At 45.1% G+C, this 18307-nt stretch carries 16 protein-coding genes and 1 riboswitch; of the genes, 3 read left to right on the forward strand and 13 right to left on the reverse strand.

Annotated features, from left to right (window positions below):
• Nucleotides 1-43: 43 nt before the first annotated feature.
• The 11 genes from ACWHX8_RS15010 to ACWHX8_RS15060 form a co-directional block, all read right to left on the reverse strand.
• Nucleotides 44-1357, reverse strand: a complete 1314-nt coding sequence (locus ACWHX8_RS15010) for a CpaF family protein (RefSeq protein WP_447968941.1) — start codon at nucleotides 1355-1357, stop codon at nucleotides 44-46.
• Between the two features lie 40 nt (nucleotides 1358-1397).
• Entirely contained in the window at nucleotides 1398-2645 is a 1248-nt protein-coding gene (locus ACWHX8_RS15015; RefSeq protein ID WP_447968942.1) for an AAA family ATPase, read from the reverse strand.
• Complete coding sequence (locus tag ACWHX8_RS15020; RefSeq protein ID WP_447968943.1) at nucleotides 2642-2920, reverse strand: hypothetical protein; 279 nt, start codon at nucleotides 2918-2920, stop codon at nucleotides 2642-2644. The genes ACWHX8_RS15015 and ACWHX8_RS15020 overlap by 4 nt, the downstream gene beginning before the upstream one ends.
• A gap of 110 nt (nucleotides 2921-3030) precedes the next feature.
• On the reverse strand, nucleotides 3031-4479 hold the full coding sequence (locus ACWHX8_RS15025; RefSeq protein WP_447968944.1) for a type II and III secretion system protein family protein: 1449 nt from the start codon (nucleotides 4477-4479) through the stop codon (nucleotides 3031-3033).
• 66 nt (nucleotides 4480-4545) lie between these two features.
• The gene (gene cpaB, locus ACWHX8_RS15030) at nucleotides 4546-5367 is read right to left on the reverse strand and encodes a Flp pilus assembly protein CpaB (RefSeq protein WP_447968945.1); all 822 of its coding nucleotides are present in this window, start codon (nucleotides 5365-5367) and stop codon (nucleotides 4546-4548) included.
• Between the two features lie 137 nt (nucleotides 5368-5504).
• Nucleotides 5505-6032, reverse strand: a complete 528-nt coding sequence (locus ACWHX8_RS15035; protein ID WP_447968946.1) for an A24 family peptidase — start codon at nucleotides 6030-6032, stop codon at nucleotides 5505-5507.
• A gap of 227 nt (nucleotides 6033-6259) precedes the next feature.
• A complete protein-coding gene (locus tag ACWHX8_RS15040) occupies nucleotides 6260-7693 on the reverse strand; it encodes a vWA domain-containing protein (RefSeq protein ID WP_447968947.1) in 1434 nt (477 codons plus the stop codon).
• 111 nt (nucleotides 7694-7804) lie between these two features.
• Nucleotides 7805-8500, reverse strand: a complete 696-nt coding sequence (locus tag ACWHX8_RS15045) for a TadE/TadG family type IV pilus assembly protein (protein ID WP_447968948.1) — start codon at nucleotides 8498-8500, stop codon at nucleotides 7805-7807.
• Between the two features lie 3 nt (nucleotides 8501-8503).
• Nucleotides 8504-8968, reverse strand: a complete 465-nt coding sequence (locus tag ACWHX8_RS15050; protein WP_447968949.1) for a TadE/TadG family type IV pilus assembly protein — start codon at nucleotides 8966-8968, stop codon at nucleotides 8504-8506.
• Between the two features lie 357 nt (nucleotides 8969-9325).
• A complete protein-coding gene (locus ACWHX8_RS15055) occupies nucleotides 9326-9517 on the reverse strand; it encodes a Flp family type IVb pilin (protein ID WP_447968950.1) in 192 nt (63 codons plus the stop codon).
• A gap of 229 nt (nucleotides 9518-9746) precedes the next feature.
• Nucleotides 9747-9923: a Flp family type IVb pilin gene (locus ACWHX8_RS15060; RefSeq protein WP_447968951.1), complete on the reverse strand. Its 177-nt coding sequence runs from the start codon at nucleotides 9921-9923 to the stop codon at nucleotides 9747-9749.
• A 608-nt stretch (nucleotides 9924-10531) separates the two neighbouring features.
• Nucleotides 10532-10611, reverse strand: a riboswitch (cyclic di-GMP riboswitch).
• A 275-nt stretch (nucleotides 10612-10886) separates the two neighbouring features.
• Here ACWHX8_RS15060 and ACWHX8_RS15065 point away from each other — a divergent pair.
• Nucleotides 10887-12116, forward strand: coding sequence for a glycosyltransferase family 2 protein (locus ACWHX8_RS15065; protein WP_447968952.1), 1230 nt, complete (start codon nucleotides 10887-10889; stop codon nucleotides 12114-12116).
• 86 nt (nucleotides 12117-12202) lie between these two features.
• Nucleotides 12203-12946: a class I SAM-dependent methyltransferase gene (locus tag ACWHX8_RS15070; RefSeq protein WP_447968953.1), complete on the forward strand. Its 744-nt coding sequence runs from the start codon at nucleotides 12203-12205 to the stop codon at nucleotides 12944-12946.
• A 12-nt stretch (nucleotides 12947-12958) separates the two neighbouring features.
• On the opposite strand, the gene ACWHX8_RS15075 is transcribed toward ACWHX8_RS15070, so the two are convergent.
• Nucleotides 12959-14833, reverse strand: a complete 1875-nt coding sequence (locus tag ACWHX8_RS15075; RefSeq protein ID WP_447968954.1) for a hypothetical protein — start codon at nucleotides 14831-14833, stop codon at nucleotides 12959-12961.
• Between the two features lie 714 nt (nucleotides 14834-15547).
• On the opposite strand from ACWHX8_RS15075, the gene ACWHX8_RS15080 reads away from it, so the two are divergent.
• A complete protein-coding gene (locus ACWHX8_RS15080; RefSeq protein ID WP_447968955.1) occupies nucleotides 15548-16942 on the forward strand; it encodes a sulfatase-like hydrolase/transferase in 1395 nt (464 codons plus the stop codon).
• Between the two features lie 247 nt (nucleotides 16943-17189).
• Here ACWHX8_RS15080 and ACWHX8_RS15085 read toward each other — a convergent pair whose 3' ends face one another.
• Complete coding sequence (locus ACWHX8_RS15085) at nucleotides 17190-18101, reverse strand: hypothetical protein (RefSeq protein WP_447968956.1); 912 nt, start codon at nucleotides 18099-18101, stop codon at nucleotides 17190-17192.
• Nucleotides 18102-18307: the final 206 nt, after the last annotated feature.

Below are 18307 nucleotides of genomic sequence, written 5' to 3' on the forward strand. Positions count from 1 at the left end.
CAACACTTTCCTCTCAAAAGCTCTCACACACCAATTATGACGGTTATATTTCATAGATTTTGGTAGGATCGAAGACACCAGCATCAATCTCGATACCCAAGGCGGTAAATCGTTCAACAAATTTTGGCCGAACTCCCGTTGCGGCAAATTTCCCCTTCACCATGCGGTTCTCATCTAATCCTGTTTGGTGAAAGGAGAAAATCTCTTGTAATGTCACAATTTCGCCTTCCATACCCGTAATCTCTTGAAGACTGGTCATCTTTCGAGTACCGTCAGACAATCGAGTCATTTGGACAACGACATCAAGCGCAGAACTGATATAGTGACGTAAAGCCTTGGTGGCAAGGTTCAATCCGGCCATTGCCACAAGCGTTTCAACACGAGTGAGCGCATCTCGAGGTGTATTGGCATGGATGGTCGTTAACGATCCATCATGCCCCGTGTTCATCGCCTGAAGCATGTCCAAACACTCCCCGGATCGAACCTCTCCGAGCACAATACGGTCTGGCCGCATTCGCAATGTATTTTTGACCAGCTCTCGCTGTGTCACCTCACCTCTGCCTTCAACATTCGGAGGTCGGGTTTCCAAGCGCACCACATGGTCTTGCCGAAGTTGAAGCTCGGCCGAGTCTTCAATCGTAATGATCCGTTCGTCTGACGGAATAAAACTGGACAAAATATTTAAAATCGTCGTCTTTCCACAACCCGTCCCACCGGCAATCAAGATATTCAATCTGGCTTCGACAATGCCTTTCAATAGCTCGGCAATTTCCGGAGTCAGTGACCGCTTTGCCACCAAATCATCAATCTGTAATTTATCTTTGGAAAATTTTCTAATCGAAATCGAAGAGCCGTCTAAGGCCAGCGGAGGGATAATGGCGTTAACCCGTGAACCATCGGATAATCGGGCATCAACCATGGGCGACGATTCATCGACTCGTCGACCGATCGCTGAAACAATCTTTTCAATAATTTTCCGTAAATGCGTTTCATCGCGAAATTTAATATCCGTGGGCTGGAGTTTTCCCGCACGTTCGACGTAAATTTGATCAGCCCGGTTGACCAAAATATCATTCACCGTAGGGTCTTGAAGCAAGGGTTCCAAGGGTCCCAATCCCATAACTTCCCACTGAATTTCCGTGATCAGCTGTTCTCGTTCACGCGCATTTAAGGGAACAGGCTCTTGCTCTAAAAACTTCTCAACTAAGTTACTCAATTCTCCCTTGAGTAAACTCTGGTCGAGCGTCGCCACCACGGACAGATCAAGCGCTTCAATGACCTGACGATGCAATCGACCTTTCAAATCTTCGAGGTTCGTTCCTCCGGAACCGACTTGCTCCCATTCAGTTGCAAACATCGTAATTTCACATCCTTAGTGGTAATGAGATAAGAAATGATTAGGCTGTTGCCGTACTCTGCTGAGTCCGCTTACCTTTGACGGACTTCATCCAATTTCCCCAAAACGAACTGCTCTGGGGTTCTGGGGAGTGCTCAAGGAACGAGGCAGCTAACTGTTGATACGTTTTGGTCAACGATGATCGAGGGGCAATCATCACAACCGGCTTTCCACTGTTAATCGCATTACTGGAAGACACATAATCATTGGGCAGTAACCACTTCGCGTCTTGCTTCAAAATTTCCTTTGTTTCATGTAAGACATCTTTTTCATGCGAAAGATACCGAGTAATAAGTAAATCAATTTTACTCTGTGGAACCCCGGAGCCTCGCAACAACTCGAGAATACGCTTGGTCCGATGCACAACAGGAACCATCAGGCTTGAGACCACCATAATACTCGAAGACAATTCCAGGGCTTTTTTCGTCGTCAAATCTAAAACATGCCCACAATCAATAACGACAAAATCAAACATCGATTGGAGGAGTTTGATCGTTGGCTCTATGCAATCCGGATTCAACCGTCCCGCACTCAGATCGTCATACCCGGATGGCAACACATGCACTCCAGATTCATGCTTGGTTAAGACGCTGGCGAGGAAGGCTAAATCTACCCGAGTCAGGTCAGCAGCAATATCGCGAAAACTATGTGACGTCGACAAATCAAGGTAGAGGGGAATGTCGCCTCCATGTTGATTCACATCAACTAATACAACAGCCGGTTTTCGTGGGCTTAAATGAAGACTAGCAGCAAGATTCACAGCAACACTCGTTGTTCCCGTTCCCCCTTTACCACCAAACAACGTAATGACCTTTCCTGCCTGTTTTTTCCCTTCATGCGCCACTTCACTATTCCGAGTTTTAAACCGTTCTAGAGCGGCCTTGACCTCGTCTGGTTGAATCGGTTGCGGAAGAAACTCCTTCATGCCAGCTCTCAATGCTTCCAACAACAAATCCGATTCGATTTTAGCGGACGTTAAGAAAATCTCAGTCCCTTTGGCAGAGCCCAGTACCGTCTTGACAAGAGAGAATGTTTTCTCTGGCTCCTCATCTATTTCAAGAATTAATAAATCAGGAACGAGCGTCTCACCCTGCTGCTTGAGTCGAAACGCACTATCAGCACGAATTTGATCTTCTATCACTTTCTTCACTTCAGGTACGAGAATCGCTAATTCAACGATCCTGGCCTCAGCCGAGGACTCTGAACCCGTCGTACCGACACGGGTTGGCTTCCAACTAGACTCACTCATTTCTTACCTCCACTACTTGACGATGATGTACCAAAGGGAGGTGAAGTAAAGCTTTTCCGGTATAGTTCAATAGACCGATACGACGCATTGCCATTTTTTTCCGTTACGACATCAAGGTTTTCCGAGGCCTCAGGGTGAAGAATCTGATTATCTCTTGCTGCGTGAAACGCATGTCCGTACCCTTCACTTAAATGGACTGGAGGAGGAGCGTATGGATACATAATTTGATCGGCTTTCCCCAGATCACGAACTTTTCGACCATCGTCATTTGCCATAAAGGGCCATAGATGACAACCAGACATCCCCACAACAAGACCCACACAACACAGAAGACGGATTACTCTAGTCAAGGCATTCCACATGTGTTTTCCTCTCTATTCACAGACTACGGAGCCAAATGTCCAAAAGACCCTTCTAACCCACCACCTTGCCACGACATGGTGTTCACAGCATGGCCATCACGTAGCTGACCGCTTGAATCTGCTAACTCTGGAATACCTTCAAGGTACCCCAATAACATCAATTCAAAATCATTAGGCTCTAAATAGTCATCAGTTGGAAGAGGCTGTTTCGCGAGATCAACAGGCTTCACAAGTCTTGGGGTGACAATGACAACCAGTTCTGTCTCACTTTTCTGAAAAGAGGTACTTCGAAACAACGCACCGAGGACTGGAATATCGCCTAAAATTGGGTACTTCGCTACCGTCTCTCGAATATTATTCTGCAACAACCCTGCAATCACGAAGCTTTGTCCATCATCAAGTTCCAGGACTGTCTGAACCTTTCGTGTCGTGATCGCCGGAATTGTAAACCCAGCAGAATTGACACCATTGGCAAAATCAAGCTCAGAGACTTCAGGTGAAATTTTCAATGCAATTTTACGATCATTTAATACCGTAGGATTAAAACTCAGCTTCACGCCAAAGTCCTTAAATTTAATCGTCGTCACTCCCAGAGCTTGAGGCACAGGGATCGGAAACTCTCCACCAGCAAGAAATGTGGCCTCTTGACCACTAATGGCTACTAAGGTCGGTTCAGCTAACACTCTGGACAGGTTATGTTGTTTTAAAAAGTCTAAAAAGATCATATAAATGTCATTACCAAAGGGAATCCCAAACGTGGCGTTGACAGCGGCTGACTGCAAAAAAGTAAAGACTCCATCTTCGAGAGATATTTCACTCAGATCATTGAGTTCGCCAAAGAAAAAACTCTCTCCAAGTCTGGAATAGTTAATCCCCATACGACGTGTCAGGCCACGGTTCATTTCCGCAATATGCACTTCGAGCATAACCTGTTGCACACCACCAACATTTAAAAGATTAATGATTTTCCCTGGAGCATACGGCTCAGCCATCTCTACAATATTCGTTAACTGTTCTGCCGTTGATACCGTTCCGGATAAGGAAATATTATCGTGACCACCAGTGACTTGCACTTTCGTCTCTCCAGGAAAGACTTGATGTAATTGGGCTTTCAGTTTTGTTAAATCTGGAGTCACCAAGACCTGTAACACATTACTGACGGCCCCATTCTTTCCCCACATCGTCAACGTCGTAGATCCAATTGACTTACCCGTCACATAAATCTGTTTTGGGGAGATCACCAGAGTATCAGCAACCTTTGGATCGGCCACCGACGTTCGTGCGAAAGGTGTTGTACTATCAACGACAATAGACGCCCCCAACCCAACATGTAACGTCTGTGGCGCCTTCGATTCCAGTGTTTGATATGTGAGCCCTTCAGAATGGACAAGAGAGGCCCCACACACGACATATCCAATCATTCCAATAAGAAATACCTTTACGCAATTACTGATGGGCTCTCTCTGTAACATACTCACTCCTTCCAAAAAACATCAGTCGAACCTTTGTATTCTTCGCACAAATATGACCCACACATCCTAGAACTTCACAACACTTTTTGAATTGCCTTTGATCACTTCAACTTGTGCTTTTCTTTTCGCTTTTCTTTTAGGGGGAGCTGCCTGAAATGAAGCCCGAAGATTCGGCATTGTCGCTCCACGCGTCTTTTTCAAAGCCACATTGAGTGGACTACGAAGCGCAAATCGTAATTGTCCCCCATTGGACGCCATGGCAAGCATTTCGGCTTCTTCTAAGGTCACCTCAAACGTAATAATTTTCACTGGGCTGGCCTTCCCATCAGCTGGATCGCGTTCTATTTGCGTGCCGATGGCAAGCACAAGCATATTTTCGAGTACGGTTTTTGTAATCTGCCCCTTACCACCACTAGACATCGTCACCATAATATCGACGCGATCTCTTGGCTTGATAAACCCTGGAAGCGCGACCACCTGATTCACTTTCACGGCCATTGCCCGTTTCTCTGGATCCAAGACGGCCACAACCCCACCGCTTTTAATATCAATTGGCGCTAATTTTGATTCAAGAATTGGTTCATTCCGTTTCACCGGCATCAATAAGACACGCCCCTGTAAATCCTCAAGACTTTTGAAGTGGCCAGCAGGAAGATTTTCCTGTGGAAATGGAATTTCCCGGATCATTTCTTTCTTAATGGGCGTGCCCCACGCCATATCTGCACTGGCTACAGCAATTGGAATTCCTTCAATCGTGACAACCTTTTGCTCAACAACATCAACCTCTTTCTGCTTCTGTTGTTGAAGCCAATTGTAGATCAGAATTGTCGTCACTAAGGCTATGCCGACTGCAAGCCCCATGAACAGGACAGGTCGGTTTTGAAACATTTCGTATACCTCTTTACTCTTGAAGGATTAAAAATTGATTATCTTTGTGTATTCAACTTCGTTATATTTCATGTACTTCCTTCATCGGACAACCCAAAATATTCTTAAATTCTTTATGAACAATATCGTCATCAATATTACGTTACATTCATCCATCGCCAAGCTTGAGAGCATAAGGTGCCCAATCCAATCACAAGCCCATAACGCAATTTAGGCTGCGTATCGTTTACTGGTGGAGGACTCGTGAAGATTCGAGCCACCAACCACGTGGTCAGTATCACTTTCACACGCTCCGCCGTACTGGGTATCCCCCAAGTCACCATCATCAGCCCAATGGCGTACAATCCACCTAAACAAGCTGTAATCAAGAAGGCAATAAACGCATCATGCGGGCCAATGATGGCACCAACTGCGGCAAACAATTTGACATCACCAGCCGCCATTCCTCCTAATAAATAAAAAATGAAAAGAACCCCAAAGCCAAGCGCTAACCCTTGAAGGCTAAAGAGCAATCCGTTTAATCCGTCAGAGACGCTGTGAATCACAAGTCCCAACCCTGCTAAAGGAAAAGTAATGACATTGGGAATCTTGCTCCAGCGAACATCAGTGACTGCAGCCCAAATCAGCGCAATCGAAAGAATACTAATCAACAAAATATACGTCATGCCAAAATAGAAGCATCCAAGACCACGAAAACACCCTTTAGAGACCGTACGAGAGAAGATGACGTCTCTACGACTTTCAGAACATCACAACATGCGCTAACACACAGAGAGCTCCTTCGTTCTTCGGTTCTCTTCACGAATATCTGTAATCGACATACTTCAAAAAAAAGGCCTCGTAGGATATTCCTACGAGGCCTCATCACGACAGTAAGACTCAACGTGAAACGTTAGACTTGAATTAATCTCAGCTTGATATTCTTCGCAATCTTTTGGAACACTTCCTCTAGTTGATCCGAGGTCAGTGCAGGGTAATAAAACGCTTCCCCACTCGACATCGCCTTCAATTGCGTGGTATTGAGGCTTCCCCCTAACCCAATGGTATAGATCTTTACGCCTTTGTCTTTAAGCTCTTGAGCATGCTCAATCACCATTTTCTTAGCTTGATCCTCAACATATGTTATCATTTTGTGGATTGGAATCGAACAACGCTCAGCATCATATCCTGAAATTGGGGAACCAGAATAATTCTTTCCATAGTCTGGATCTTGGAGAATCCACCACTTCATGGTGTACTTTCCACACGATGACAATAAAATTGGCAAGCCATCACCTGTGTGAAACTGCTTTGGATGACTCCCTGGAATATCAGGGAGTTGAGAACCATCATATGGATCGTACAGTCGTGCACTTAAGCTATTTGATGCAGCAACCACCACATCAGGTTCATCAGTTGTTGTATTCACTTTATTGACTCCGCCTCGCGTAAAGAGACGATAGGGAGCGGTCACTGGATCATACGTGGAACGAAAGGCTGTGGGGATTCCATCGGTGAAAAATACTAAAAACTGCTGGACCTTTTGATCGCCAGGCTTTTCCGATTGATCCTCAAACCCATGGGGACCATCGGCCTGATCAATCGCATCTTCCATATTCGTCCAGCCAGATGCCGACATTCCTTCAATCTTCGTCTTCATGCTATCAACAAAATTTGTATTGAGTGGCTCATCGATGCTCACAGCGGTTGAATAACTAATAAGCCCAAGTTTGTCCTGATCTTGCGTATCTTCGAAATAATCTACAAAACTTTTGGCTGCATCCTTGAGTTTATTCATTTCATGAGACATTGAGCCGGATCGATCCAATACCAGCATAATCTCAACATCTCGTTTCTGAGCACCACCAATAGATGCAACAGATGTTGTATCGTACTGTCCTCGCGTGCTCGACGTTTCAAGCGTTCGGGCAGCATAATTCGTCACATCGGCATTTCCCGTGACAATCACCTTTCCATCTTCGATCTGCCCTGACATTTCAACGATAGGCACACTCGCACCGAAAAACCCTGGCGTAAAATTCGCTTCCCCAATGAGTTTCACAAGCTCCCGCAAGCCTTCCTCGTTATCACTCGCATCAGAAAAATGCGCACCGAGCCATGGATTTGAAATATTTCTTGCACCAATTAACGACGCGGCATCGACTGATTTGGCAAGTTCTGCACGAACGATATACCATTTTCCAACTTCGATTCCTAATGCAACAAATCCAAATAACGACACCAGAGCCACCGCTGTTGCGAGAGCAAACATTCCCCGTTGATCGCTCTCTTTTCTACCCAGAGAAAATCGCATGTTATATATTAATCGTAAAAAGACATGTTTCATAAAAGAACTTCTCCTTGTCAGCACTCATCATATTGTAAACACAAGAAGTGAAAACCCTTCGATATGTCTTTGGAATCACCTACCGTATGACTCTCTCGATACGAAACAACCTTAAAAGATTGCCTTACTTCCTAGGAGAAAGGAGTCCTCACTACCCTGTTCAGGGTTTTCTGCATTCCCACTGTGGAAATTCATGATATTGCCCGTACTGGCCCCAAAATAGGGAACCACCTGCAACAATTTCGCCAACGGAGTCAACGGGTCATAGCGATAATATACTTTGACAACAGTTAATTGGGACAACAATGAAGTCCCATTTCCCGAGGTCGAATAATTCTCGTTATACTCAAGCGTTCTCCACAGCTCCTCAGTCAAACCACAATACAGGTCTTGATTTGGCGAAGAGATACCGGCTCCAGCTAGACTTCCACTTTCAAGTGGGGTGTTACATGTCGGAGCGTTTGTCTCGCTTGTCCCGGCATTGATTTTGGTAATGTAAATTTTAAATTGACGATCAAGTGCATTTTGATCACAACCAGCTTCCACACCCCCATCCTGATTCAAAGGACAACCAAAATTTAACGGCCAAGTAGATTGTTCAAGTACCGTCAATAATTCCTGTCCATTTTTGAGATCACGTGACGCTAAACTTCCGCCTTCCCGTGTCACATTGGTCACGATCGCTTGCGCACGAATGAGAGAGCCAAATTCAACGATTCCAAATGCTAACGCCATCACCACCATGGCCACACCAGCAAATTCAAAGCTCGCCATGCCTTTTTGTGATCCTAGAGTCTGTCGTATCATAGTTTATGCCTCCGTCTGAATATCGTACAGCTCATTACGGTATGTCGCCTGTGCACGCATTTTTGCTGATCCGTTTTCCGAGAAGATACGTCCGACAAACGGAGTTAAAAACGTATGTTCATAATCCACCACCACTCGCATATAATCTGCAGGATTTCCGGCATTGGGTGCAGCAGTCTCCCACCCTTCTGGATTTTGATAATTATCCCCAACCTTAAAAATAGCAATATCCTCTGCGCGAATCACCATGGCCCATGACGCATTCTTTTGAATTGCGTGAATAATAGAGTCTTCACGACTCAGCGAATCACCGTTTCCATCCTTGGTAATGCCACCAACCAAGGCCAACCGCATGCCTTCCCTTGTTGCATGCTGCAACGTATGTTCATGGAAATAGTACCACCCAAATTCAAAGACGGAAGACAAGAGTAGTATGAATGGAAATAAAAGCAATCCTACTTCTGTCATGGTATTCCCACGAGTATTCTGCAATCGCTTGTTCAAGAATCTTTTTGGTGCACCGAAAATTTGCATAGACTTACCCTCCGATAGTCTTGAATGAAGCCTACCCTTATCTAACTGAAACCGTTACTCGTCAGTTGCTGATACTACGAATTCATATGCTGAGGTCTACACAGAAGGATGACAAAAAAGCTGTCGGATCACTCTCTCGAAGTCTTTCACCGGAAAATTCCTTGACCGGCTAAGGCAGGAGAGTTACCGATGAAGTGTGGAGAGACTCTGTCGTAAATTCCTCAATCTCTTCCTTGAGATTACCTGTTTCATAAATCTATACATTCTCCGCTTATCAAACGCGGAACAAACCTAAGAGCCGATAGCGGAACTTATCGAACCAGCTATATTGTTAAATGTAGTACTGAGCACTTCACCAAGAGTGGAGACAGCACCAACGATGACTGCGGCAATCAGTCCGCCTAACAACCCGTATTCCAGCGCAGTCGCACCCTCTTCATCTAAGAAAAAAGAACGACATACGGTTGCCAGATTAGTTAACATGATCCCTGCTCCTCTCGAAAAACTCACGACAATCGAAAATGACTTCTGTTTCACCCCGACCCCTTTACTTAAAAAGAAGGCCGGGGGAATTACTTTTCACGTATATGACAACAATCACATCGTCCGAGGCCGATCGAAGAAAGTAGAGACCGATAAGGTGGCCTACCACTATCAAGACCGTATAGCACCTCTCAACCTCACACGATTCTTTGATTGTTTTTCAGACGTATCAACCACCCGTCTTGGATTTCATTGAAGCGGCGATATTATTAAACGTCGTACTAACCACGTCACCAAGAGTGGTGACAGCGCCAATGATTACTGCAGCAATCAACGCCGCCAACAGTCCGTACTCCAATGCGGTGGCACCTTCTTCATCCTGAAAAAATCGCATAACTTGAGTCATTATTCTATCTCTCCTTTCGGGCACATTAGTTTGTTGTCAGACATGATGGTGTGCCCACATAATCCCCACCGCTGACCTTCCTTGCCACTTGCCTGTCGTATTCTGATGTGATTCAATTTTGAGTTGTGGGGCGTAACGCTCCGTGCAGTGAACCTCTGCCTACAGACGTCAATATCAGCATTTCTGACTGAAACCATTGACGTCTTCATATGTCTTGCAATGATGTCATCGTGTTGTTCCAACCATCGAAATCGTCCCCGTCCATCATGCCTTCTAGAAGATTGCGGAGAAGAAAGGAAAAAGGGTTCCCGACTCGCCTCAAGACCACATTCCCAATGCTGTTTCGACTGGATTGTTGTCAATAATGAAGTACAAGCTTGATGTATGTGAGGAAGTAGCTGTTTCGATGGAGAATATGTTTGATAGAATTTTCGAGATACGGAGCCACTCACCGTCGCCCAACAGTTCCTCTTCTTTCCTTTTGAGGAACGTCTAATCTCTTCAACCTGTCTCTTCGCAAAAGAACATGACCAGGTTTTTGTCGACATAGAGCTAGCTCCTTACACTCCTCAAGAAACTCCATCCCGGCAAGATGTATCGCTTTCTCCTTCGGCGGCCGGGCGATCAGCCTCTTGACTGATCCATGGCTTTGCGTCCCAATCTTACGACAGGTATGCCTTTTTCGAGAGAGAGTTCTTATGTATCAAATGTGATTAGGCTTATCGGTACGACCTAAGAAAACTTGAATAAAATTTTCGTTTATTCATGTTTAAGGGAGAGGAGACAATATTGTGACACAATCATTATTGATTACCATTGTCTGTCTAGCAATTTTTATCTGAGCGAACTTTTTGTTCCCCTAATAGATCCGACGCTCAAGATGTCTGTCATATAACCGACTATAAAAAGTAGAGATTACATACAATTCCCATCTTTCTACATTGTCCGCATACGCATGCATACATGAACTCACCACACATATTAGACACACAGTCAACTCAAGACTGTCATGATGCAACAACGGCAGAAAACGATAATCGCCCTGAAGTGTCCATAGTCCTACCTTGCCTCAACGAAGAAAGAACGCTAGAGACATGTTTACGCAAAGCCAATCTCGCTATTGCCACTCACCATCTAGACGCTGAAATCATTGTCGCAGACAATGGAAGCCATGATGGCTCCAGAGACCAAGGAATCGCATGTGGGGCACATGTCATCCATGTGCAAGAACAAGGGTATGGGGCTGCACTCATGGCAGGGATTGCCGTGGCACGTGGGACATACATACTGATAGGAGATGCCGATGATAGCTACGACTTTACTGGCATCTATCCATTTATTGAAAAATTACGCGAGGGGCATGATCTTGTCATGGGCTGTCGTCTACCAAAAGCAGGAGGCACAATCTTGCCAGGGGCCATGCCGTGGCTGCATCGGTGCTTAGGAAATCCAGCGTTGAGTGGAATTGGGAGATTATTTTTCCATTGCCCCGTGACTGACTTTCACTGTGGCATGCGAGGGTTTCGTCGTCATTTCTGTCAATCATTAGACCTGCGGGCTACCGGCATGGAATTCGCCTCAGAAATGGTGATTAAGGCAACATTAATCGGGGCACGTATCACAGAAATTCCCATAACATTACACAAAGACGGCCGAAATCGCTCGCCCCATCTCCGCACCTGGCGTGATGGCTGGCGACATCTGCGGTTTATGTTGTTGTATTGTCCTCGATGGCTCTTCCTCCTTCCAGGATTCTTTTTATTTTTAACAGGAATGACAAGTGGGACCATGCTCCTGACAGGACCGATCACTATTCACGGCATCACCTTCGATACAAATACGTTACTAGTATCAGCGATGTCTATTTTAACAGGATTTAATTTGATCACCTTCGGCATCATTTCAAAATCATTTGCCATATCCGCGGGCTTCCTTCCACACGACACCCTGTTTCAACATATCCTTGAACGTATGACTCTAGAGGTTGGCATTGGGATTGGGATCTTCATCACGTTACTCGGAAGCGCCTTACTTTCCCTGGGAGTTCTCGATTGGCAGAGTCAGAATTTCGGACCCTTATCCTATCCTCACAGTCTTCGACTCGTCATACCAGGCACCACGGCACTGACACTCGGAATAGAAATAGTGTTTTCAAGTTTTTTAATAAGCCTTTTTCGGATGCCACACAAATAGAGTATTCCGATTTTCGTTACGATTGATGGACAAATATTCAAACCGCCAAGATGTTTCCTCTTGGATTTTTCAATGGCACAGATTGTATGCTTATCGATAATTTAGAACGGCTAATTCCTGACCAACTTCAGCCCCAAGACGTGACAGGAGGCCTCACGCTTGAGCTACACATGGAGCGATATGAGTTCGCGGCAGCCCAATCTCGCCCAGGTCGCATCTTGGACATCGCGTGTGGGGTGGGGTATGGATCAAAAATTCTTTTTGAAGGCAATAGCCTGAACAAAGAAGTCCTTGGAGTCGACTGTTCGGAGGAAAGTATCAAGTATGCAACGAAACGATATGCTCAAACGGGAATACATTTTATGTGTACCGATGCAATGAGCTTTCAAGATGAATACCCTTTTGACACCATTGTCTCATTAGAAACCATAGAGCATGTTCTTCAGCCCAAGCAACTCATCACGCATCTGTTAAAATTTTTACGTCCAGGCGGCATCTTCATCGGTTCCGTGCCTACCACACCAACTGTCGATGCAAACCCGCATCATTTACATGACTTTACCCCCCAGAGTTTCCGGAAGATGTTTCACCGGCATGACTTGACGGAGTTAACTTGCTTACAACAACGGCAACCCTTTAACCCAATCGCTGTTCTTCAGCGAAAAGAAACACGACTCGCCGATCTCCGGCCCAATCTTGCACATTACTACTATTGGCATCCACATGCCTTGTTCCAACGTTGCCTCTCAATCCTTCGTCATGGTTTTACAAATCACTACCTCACCTGCGTCTGGCAGAAACAGTACGAGACGGATGATAGGGACAAATGATAGAGACAACAATCAGGTAGGGTCTTTGTGATTTTTTTGTACCTGAAACAGTTTGAAGTGTTCATCCAACGAAGCAGGAAGGTTGACTTCACGAATCCACTGGGGGAAACGTCCTTGATTGAGTCGATCATACAACGATAAAGGGTTATCAGGAGACTGAAAAAATGAAGATTCCGCAGGAGACGAAGGACACGTCAGAATAAGATCAACCCCCCGGGTTTGGAGTAACCGTTTTGCCAGATTTCCAGTAGAGTCTGACAATATTTGAAACCCATCAAGGTTACCCAACACATTACGATGATACGGCGTCATAATGACATGATGAGACGTTCGATAAAGAAGCTCCGGACCAAAATCCACAAAAGCCAAAATCATCTGGTTTTGGCGGCCGAAGCCAGCCGGATCATTTAAATACTTTGAGAGAGGAATGACTGGACAATTGTGAGACGTTGTGGTGCTCACGCCATGATCTTCGGCTTCAATCATTTTGGCGCCAACCAGTAAGAACCACATGGCACTCACAAACACAATGCTCATCTTCACGACCGCAATCCATGGCATAGAAAACGAACCGGCAATCCGCTGTAGTACTCGCCCCATAAGATGCGTATAAGGAAACACCATGAGCAACTCTGCATAGGCCGCCCAACGCATTTCGTGAAGAGTCAAGGGAAGAAACACAAAGATTCCAACAGCAATCAGCAACCAAAACAATCTATAACTGTCATTCGACTCCTTGAAGACTAACCATATCAAATACGGGATGGCTGGCAGGGCAATGCCAAGATACAGTATGAACCGGCCAAACTGCCAAAACTCAGTCGAAATAAGCGGTTGTGTTTCAGCAATGCGATTCCAGAACAGCGTTATAAATTGAGGGTCAACATCGACAAGCGGGCCTTGAAAAAACTTTGGGAAGAGCATCCACTGAATACTCAAGACCACAACTATTCCGATAATCCCTAATAAGAGACGATGTAGAGACGTCGCTCTGCGATCCCACAGCCTCTCGACCAAGCACATCACAATCCAAAAACTTGCAATGAGTGACAGGACACTCCAATGCACAACTGAAAAGCGATCATACTCATCGTGAAAGAATTGCCAAATTCCACGATCGACTAACAGTGCAACACATGTCAGCACACTCAACGTACTCGTCACAATAAGGTTACGTATTCCCCAATCTTGTCCATACCACACCCACCCCATGGCAAGAACAGAAATACAGACCGACAGTGCGACGAGTGACTCCACGCTTGCCCAGATTGCCCCAGTTGCAACGATTCCTGCGAATACACACCACCGAGCGAAAGGCAGGCATGTCATGATTCGAAATGTAAGGCCAAGGAGTACAATAAAACACACCACAAGAAACCCATGATGATCAGGACGACCAGCGAAGAAGCTTTGGAGTAAGGCTGGATGGAAGAGAAAGACTCCACCTGCCAACAATTGATGCTCACGGTCAAAAATCGGCCGCATCACCCACACTAAAGAGACAAGCGCAACAATTTGCAACACGGGGCTCAACAATACTCCCCACCAATGCAAGGCGGTCGAAAATGGAACAACAATTGAAGCCACACTTGCCCCAGAGATCAACAGAATATCCATCAACCTCGTCCAATGTAGAGTCTCACCATACGGTGCATTACTTCGCGGGTAGACGGAACTAAACCATTCACCTGACTCGACGAGCTGCACAACACGATTAAGGTGCATATAGCTATCCGAGCCTACAAGGCCTCCCTCCAACAGTGGGACAGGCCCCTTCAAAAACCACAAGAGTTGGATAATCAGTAACAAGAAAATGAGAAAATACGTAACAGATTGCGGTTTCTGATCCGTCTTTTCCGAAGGAATCTGAGAGTGTGAATCTACCATGCAGGCGAATAACAAGGATGGACTGATTGAAGGACTACTGTGTCTTCGGCTTACACCTCCACAAACTTAACCTATTATCATATAACCGCTAGCTTTTCACCCTGCGTGCGTACAAGAGAATCATACGATCAAAGATGTCAGCACTATTGATTCACCGTTCCCTCGTAATGCCCCATATCAAGAAACATCTGCACAAGGCCGACATATGATGTATTTCATCATATGTCAACGGAAGCTCTGCATTGAAGTACCTCATTTTTTTCCATTCGAAAACACCTGCTTCTAGGACAGCCCTATACAACAAATGCTCAGAATGAGTTTGTAAACGATCAACGTCTACGTATCAGCTTGTTGGCAGGTTTAAAAAAAGACACGGACAAGGTCGTTAGGATGTTGAGAGAATTCATCGTAAATCTCGAAACAGTCATACACGCAATGCGTCAATTAACCATGCAACGGTTTCGCAAAATCCACCCCTAAAATATCATCGAAATGAACATGCGGAAGTTATTATCATACTCAGGGAAACACCTCTTGTATGTGGGGATGATTATTCTTGGAATGTATGGCATTGAATTATTCACACACCTTGTTAATCCGAGCTACCCCTTTTCTTTTGAGAAAATCGACTGGGCAGCGGCGCAACAATTTTTCTACATCTGCTTAATGCTCTCTTTTTGCAGTTCTCACATACGAACAGGTTTTTTGGTAATCATGTTACTCATGACATTCGTTCAAGTATTGAATTTTCAATATTTCGGCACGTTCATTCAGCCTATCTCGTTTTACCAAGCCTACGCGTTCCCAGAAGAGGCTGCCGAGTCATTTTGGGATGAAATTGACTCGATGATCTTGCCTAGCCTCATTGTTGTGAGTATTGGAGCTGTCATGTTTGTCTTATCACAACGACTACGGCAGTCGCTGACAACGTACAAATACATGACAGTGTTACTCCTCGCTCTCTTTGTTGGCGACCTTGCACTCACCTACATCTTACTGAACAACAAACATGGAAAACTATGGAACGTCGAGGCCATGATGGTGATGCCTAAACCTCACTTACTTGCGCTCCAAAATGTTTTTCGTTCCATTAAATATTTTGCTATCGGCATTGTCCCAAAGAAAATTTTTGGCAACATCAGCATGTTTCCGGAAATCCCCCCCCCCAACGTGCTCGTCAATAATCCAGAAATGAATATCATCTTAATTATTGGAGAATCACTCAGAGCTGAGCAGTTGTCGTTGTTGGGATATACGACACACACCACGACGCCTCGCCTGAGTGCATTGACAGATCTCAAGGCCAGGACAATATACTCATCAGGAACCATGAGTATCACCGGCGTTGCTGGGATTTTAAACAGGTTGAAGCATCCTGGTGTCACATCGCAAATCACAAGCCAAAGCAACTGCTTATTTCGACTTGCTAAACACAACTCGTTTACGACCTATTTTGTCACTGCATACTACAGAGAACATATGAAAATTATGGAAAATGTCCTTTGCAAAAAAAACATCGATCATTACGTCACTCGTTCGGAGTTTGCCGAGACGAGTTCGGCTCATGATATGGCTTTAGTCGAATACTTAAACCACATTGATTTCAATACAAATAACTTCATCGTGCTCAACCAACGCGGCTCCCATACGCCATACGCAAAAAGATCTCCCAACGAATTTAAGAAATATGACTCCGAGTATGACAATAGTGTGTTGTACACAGACTATGTCTTAGCTGAAATCATTCGCACCGTACAAAGAAAAAGCACAAAGCCAACATATATCTTATTTACAGCGGATCACGGGGAACTCCTTCAAGAAGAAGGGTTGAATGGCCACGGTTGGTTCAAACGACAAGTCTACGAAGTGCCATTTCTCTTTTTTACTCACAATGTCAACAATCCAGATATAGGAACACACTTTTCTCACATTCAATCTCATTATGACCTAAGCACTTTTATCATCCAATTACTGGGATATGATCAACAGGTTGACCACAATGAAGAGAAACATGTGTTCATCAATGGTTCAGATGTTGATGGACTTGCAGGGTATGTACATTTAACAACCAGGCAGGGTTCTATTGTGACTTCTGAGTTAATTCGATAAACGACAACCCAATATGTTCACGCGCACTGCAGATATCTTTTCGAGGGGGTTTTCTAGAACGACTGACATGCACTTCATCACACACCAGCTCTAGCTCCAATGCTGTATTCTTTTCCCTCATCCATAGATAATGCATCGCAAGTGCATTCCTTGGGGTTCATCGGCCAATTGCAATTCATACAGACACGAAAACAGCCACACAACCTACAATACTAAGAGAGATAAGGAGAGTAACAAAATAAAATACTCACGAGAGCAATCGCTGTGAGCGTCCCCACAAGTTCATGGTAAGGTCAAAAAGTGATGGGACTGCATAGATGATTCCTAGGGGAATTAATGGTGCATACATAAATCCCCAGTACGTATTATCGACCCTGCCTGCAATTAAAAAGGCACTACAATAGACACAGAGTACCAGTGCACTCCGACCACCTGTCGCTCCCCGCCACCCGGCTATTCCAATCAGCGCTAACGGCAAAATAACTGCGACAATCCATTTTGGCGAGACAAGCAGAAAGGCATTCCAATTTCCTGTGCTTAAGACAAAAGGCCAGCCTCCAAACTGTATCCAACTCTCATTCGCGATATCCGATGACGTCAACAGTCCTGAAACAACCCAAGCATGACAGGCAAGTGCCAAGCTGAATGCTGCCATGCCTCCTAGCCACCCCAACAGTTCATGATTTCGTTTTTCTTTCCAGGCCGCAACGATCATGATGAACAGATACAACACGGCAAGCTCTCGGATAAACACTGCTAGCATACCACTCATCATGCTCAGAAGTAGCCATTTGCGAGCATATGCCGCTAAAGAAAAAGCGATAAGCATTCCAGACCACAATTCGTGATAGAAATATCCCTTGTCATTCAAGCACAAAAGAAGTTGCCCACAGAACAGGAGGCTCCAGAACAAAGCGAGAACAAATCCAGATTCGCGATCCAACACCTGAAACCACCAAAACAATGTCAACAGTCCAAGAGCCATCACGATCCATTGTCCCCAGACAGGACTCGGTAAGTTCCCCATTATTAACGCCAGAGTTGGGAGTCGCCAGTTAAAAAAAGGTCGTGAAGCATACCCCCGCGTTCTCAGTTCATCTCCAACGACATCGTAATATGACTCTCCATTGTGTATGCGCACTATCACACTGTGATACATTCGTACATCCTCGCCATCCGTCACGTTTGACTCCCTTTGCGGGAACGCCTGCCCTAGAGATATGACCCCATACGCAATTACAAAAATTACAAGACATAAAAGAAGGCTTGTTGTTCTTTTTGACAGACGTGCATACCGTGTCTGCGGACAAGACGTTACAAAGCTATGGAGAAGTGATTGCATGTTTTGCCTGTTACGCTCGATAG

The sequence above is a fragment of the Nitrospira sp. M1 genome (assembly GCF_965152605.1).